At 55.3% G+C, this 3081-nt stretch carries 3 protein-coding genes; 1 reads left to right on the top strand and 2 read right to left on the bottom strand.

Annotated elements, in window-relative coordinates:
• Positions 1 to 245 precede the first annotated feature (245 nt).
• Both BR41_RS21625 and BR41_RS21620 read right to left on the bottom strand, forming a co-directional pair.
• Entirely contained in the window at positions 246 to 1256 is a 1011-nt protein-coding gene (locus BR41_RS21625) for a putative 2-aminoethylphosphonate ABC transporter substrate-binding protein (protein ID WP_035061493.1), read from the bottom strand.
• A 390-nt stretch (positions 1257 to 1646) separates the two neighbouring features.
• Entirely contained in the window at positions 1647 to 2066 is a 420-nt protein-coding gene (locus BR41_RS21620; RefSeq protein ID WP_156970869.1) for a DUF6130 family protein, read from the bottom strand.
• 281 nt (positions 2067 to 2347) lie between these two features.
• On the opposite strand from BR41_RS21620, the gene BR41_RS21615 reads away from it, so the two are divergent.
• On the top strand, positions 2348 to 2968 hold the full coding sequence (locus BR41_RS21615; RefSeq protein ID WP_051711591.1) for a TetR/AcrR family transcriptional regulator: 621 nt from the start codon (positions 2348 to 2350) through the stop codon (positions 2966 to 2968).
• The last annotated feature ends 113 nt before the right edge of the window (positions 2969 to 3081 follow it).

The following is a 3081-nucleotide window of genomic DNA, read 5'->3' as shown; positions in this document are numbered from 1 at the left end:
CATTCGCACCATCGATCTGCGGGTGCAGTTAGACTAGGTTGAGTGTTACCCATGTCTACCGACAAGTGTTACCTATGTCTCCCGGCTGAACACGCAGCGAAGCCCAACAGATCGCCGTTGCCATTAAATTTGAGCAATGTTGGGCTTCATTGCAATTCAACCCAACCTACCGGCGGCACGCTCGCCACAATGAAAAAACCCTCGCCAAGTGACGGCGAGGGTTTTCTGGCAGGCGCGAGCCGGGATTACTTCGGCGCGGACTTGCTGTCGTAACGCTTGGTCCATTCGGCCAAGATCTTGTCGCGATTGTTGGCCGCCCACTTCAGATCCTGCTTCACCAGCAGTTGTTCGTAATTCGCCGGAATGTTCGGGATCGGCTTGGCAATGCCCGGCATGGCGACAATGGCGAAGTTCTTTTCATACAGCTCATTGGCGGACTTGGAGGCAGACCAATCGGCCAGCTTCTTGGCGGCGTCCAGATTCTTGGTGCCCTTCACGATGCCGGTGGCTTCCAGATCCCAGCCCAGACCTTCCTTCGGGAACACCAGATCGATCGGTGCGCCGTCTTTCTTCAGCGAAGCGCCGCGATATTCAAACGAGATGCCGATCGGGAATTCGCCAGCCGCTGCTTGCTTGCAAGGCTTGGAGCCGGAGTGAACGTATTGCGCGATGTTCTCGTGCAGCTTGTCCATGTAATCCCAACCGCCCTTCTCGCCGAACAGGGTCAGCCAGGCGGAAACGTCGAAGTAACCGGTACCGGACGAGGCCGGGTTCGGCATCACGATCTTGCCTTTGTATTCCGGCTTGAGCAGGTCTTTCCAGGATTCCGGCTTCTTGATGCCTTGCTTGGCGGCTTCAGCGGTATTGAAACAGACCGTAGCTCCCCACACGTCCATGCCGACCCAGCTCGGGGTGGCTGCGCCATCCACATAGGATTTGGTCAGCTTCTCGACGCCCTTGGGTGCGTACGGCTGAAGCATGCCTTCTTTTTCCAGCACCAGCAGCGACGATGCCGCCAGACCCATCACCACGTCGGCTTGCGGGTTGGCTTTTTCGGCCAGCAACTTGGCGGTGATGATGCCGGTGGAATCGCGCACCCACTTGATCTTCACACCGGGGGTTTCCTGCTCGAACTTCTCTTGATAAGCCTTGATCTGATCGGCTTCGAGCGCCGTGTAAACAGTGATCGTGCTATCGGCAAGGGCAGCGGCGGAAACGGCGGCAAAGCCGAGCGCCAAAAGGCTTTTGGAAATCATGGAATGCACTCCGGAGCGTTGTGTAGGAAGACGGAGCGGAGTCTAGGAAGCGAACATTACATGGGCGTGACGTCTAGACGAATGTTTGGTGAAGGGTGGAAATGGGCCAGTCGAACGGTGTGCCGAACAAGCGCCATGCCTGACATTTCGTGATCGTATTTGGCTTTCTGGCCGCCATGCGATCACAGCATCCGTCACGCGAACAGGGCAATTGAACAGATTAATCCGCAGTATTGCCGGTTGGCACAGCGCGAAGCGAAGCCCAAAAAGCGCCATACAATATTTGATGCAATATATTGCCTGATTCTCATTGGCTTCATTCAAACCAATCTTAAACCAAGCCAGCCCAAAGACTGCTGGGCTTCGCTTTGCGCTGCGCCAGCCTACAGATCAATGAGCGTGTGAAGTATTATCGCCGGCAATTGTGAATGTCAGCGTCTGCGAATCAATAGGTGCATGATCCGGCTCGGCCAATTCCAGCTGAATCTTATGCTCACCGGGCGCAAGGCCGACAAGGACCAGCGGGTCTTCGCCACCATGAACCCAATGCCAGGCTTGGCCATCCAGATAGACATGCAAATGCCCGAAGCCTTTCAAATCCTTCTTTTCATTGCGACCCGGAATAAAGTAGACCGGTGCCAACTTTATATTCTCCGCATGAAACTGGATGATCGCTGCTTTTTTCAATACCTGTGCATTGGCTGGGGAATCAATCACAATATGGGGTTTGAGTGCATCCTCCGCCTTGGCTTGCGTTACCATCGGCAAGGTAAAAAGCATTGCCAGAAATATCGTATTCTTTTTAACCATGTTGATTCACCTTCCATGTGGATTCACCCAATTTGGGCTCGATAAATACCGCACAAGCAATCGCCATTGCTTGTGAAATCAGCTTGAATAAAACTGCGGTATTTTTTCGGGGGTTATATCGCCATCAGTGGCTCAGAAACAACGCCGCCGCGCAATGCGGTGAACGCTTTCATATAATGTCTCCTGACATCATGTAATCACAGATTACATTCGAGCCTGAACAGCGTCAACGAAAACTGTTTAAGATTTTGTATGCATCACGGAATAACGGAGAAATTGTTTTGTCAGATAACGAACGGGCTTACCACCACGGCACGCTCAAGCGCGCTTTGGTCGACGCTGCGGTGGCACTGATCGAAGAAGGCGGCATCGAGCATGTCTCGGTGCGCGAGGCAGCCAAACGCGTTGGCGTCTCCCCCGGTGCGCCGTTTCGCCACTTCCCGTCCAAGACGGCCCTGCTGACGGCGGTGGCTGAAGAAGCAATGGCCCGCCTCAGCACGCACATGCAAACAGCGCTCAGCGCCAACGGCGATCAACCCGCCATGCGGCAATATCTGGCACTGGGCTATGCCTTCCTCGATTGGGCGTTCGAGAACCCGACACACTTCCAGGTCATTTCCGCCCGTGCCGTGATCGACTTCGAAGGCTCGGGCATTGCCGCTGCCAACAATCGCATCCGCGACGAAATGCGCCGCCTGCTTGAAGCGGCCCTGGCGCAAGGCGATATCCGCAATGCCACGGTCGACGACGTCTTGCTGGCCACCCGGGCACTCGCCTACGGCCTGGCGCGCATGAATGTCGATGGTCAAATGAAAAGCTGGGATGTGGAGCCGGGAACCGCGCTGCAGGTGTCGCGCCGGCTGCTGGATGATTGCGTCGGACGTTTCCGGCTTGGGGCCTGATGGGTGCGATGACGCCTTGTAGGTTGGGTTGAGCGCAGTGTTCAGCCGGGAGACATAGGTAACACTTGTCGGTAGACATGGGTAACACTCAACCTAGTCTAACTGCACCCGCA

The sequence above is a fragment of the Andreprevotia chitinilytica DSM 18519 genome, from assembly GCF_000711875.1.
Taxonomy (GTDB): domain Bacteria; phylum Pseudomonadota; class Gammaproteobacteria; order Burkholderiales; family Chitinibacteraceae; genus Andreprevotia; species Andreprevotia chitinilytica.
Note: the sequence above shows the minus strand (reverse complement) of the source record. Positions and strands in the feature narration are given on the sequence as shown.

Bases quoted from the DNA above. Each gene is read 5' to 3' on its own strand.
- BR41_RS21620 (WP_156970869.1), bottom strand. From the start codon at position 2,066: ATGGTTAAAAAGAATACGATATTTCTGGCAATGCTTTTTACCTTGCCG.
- BR41_RS21625 (WP_035061493.1), bottom strand. From the start codon at position 1,256: ATGATTTCCAAAAGCCTTTTGGCGCTCGGCTTTGCCGCCGTTTCCGCC.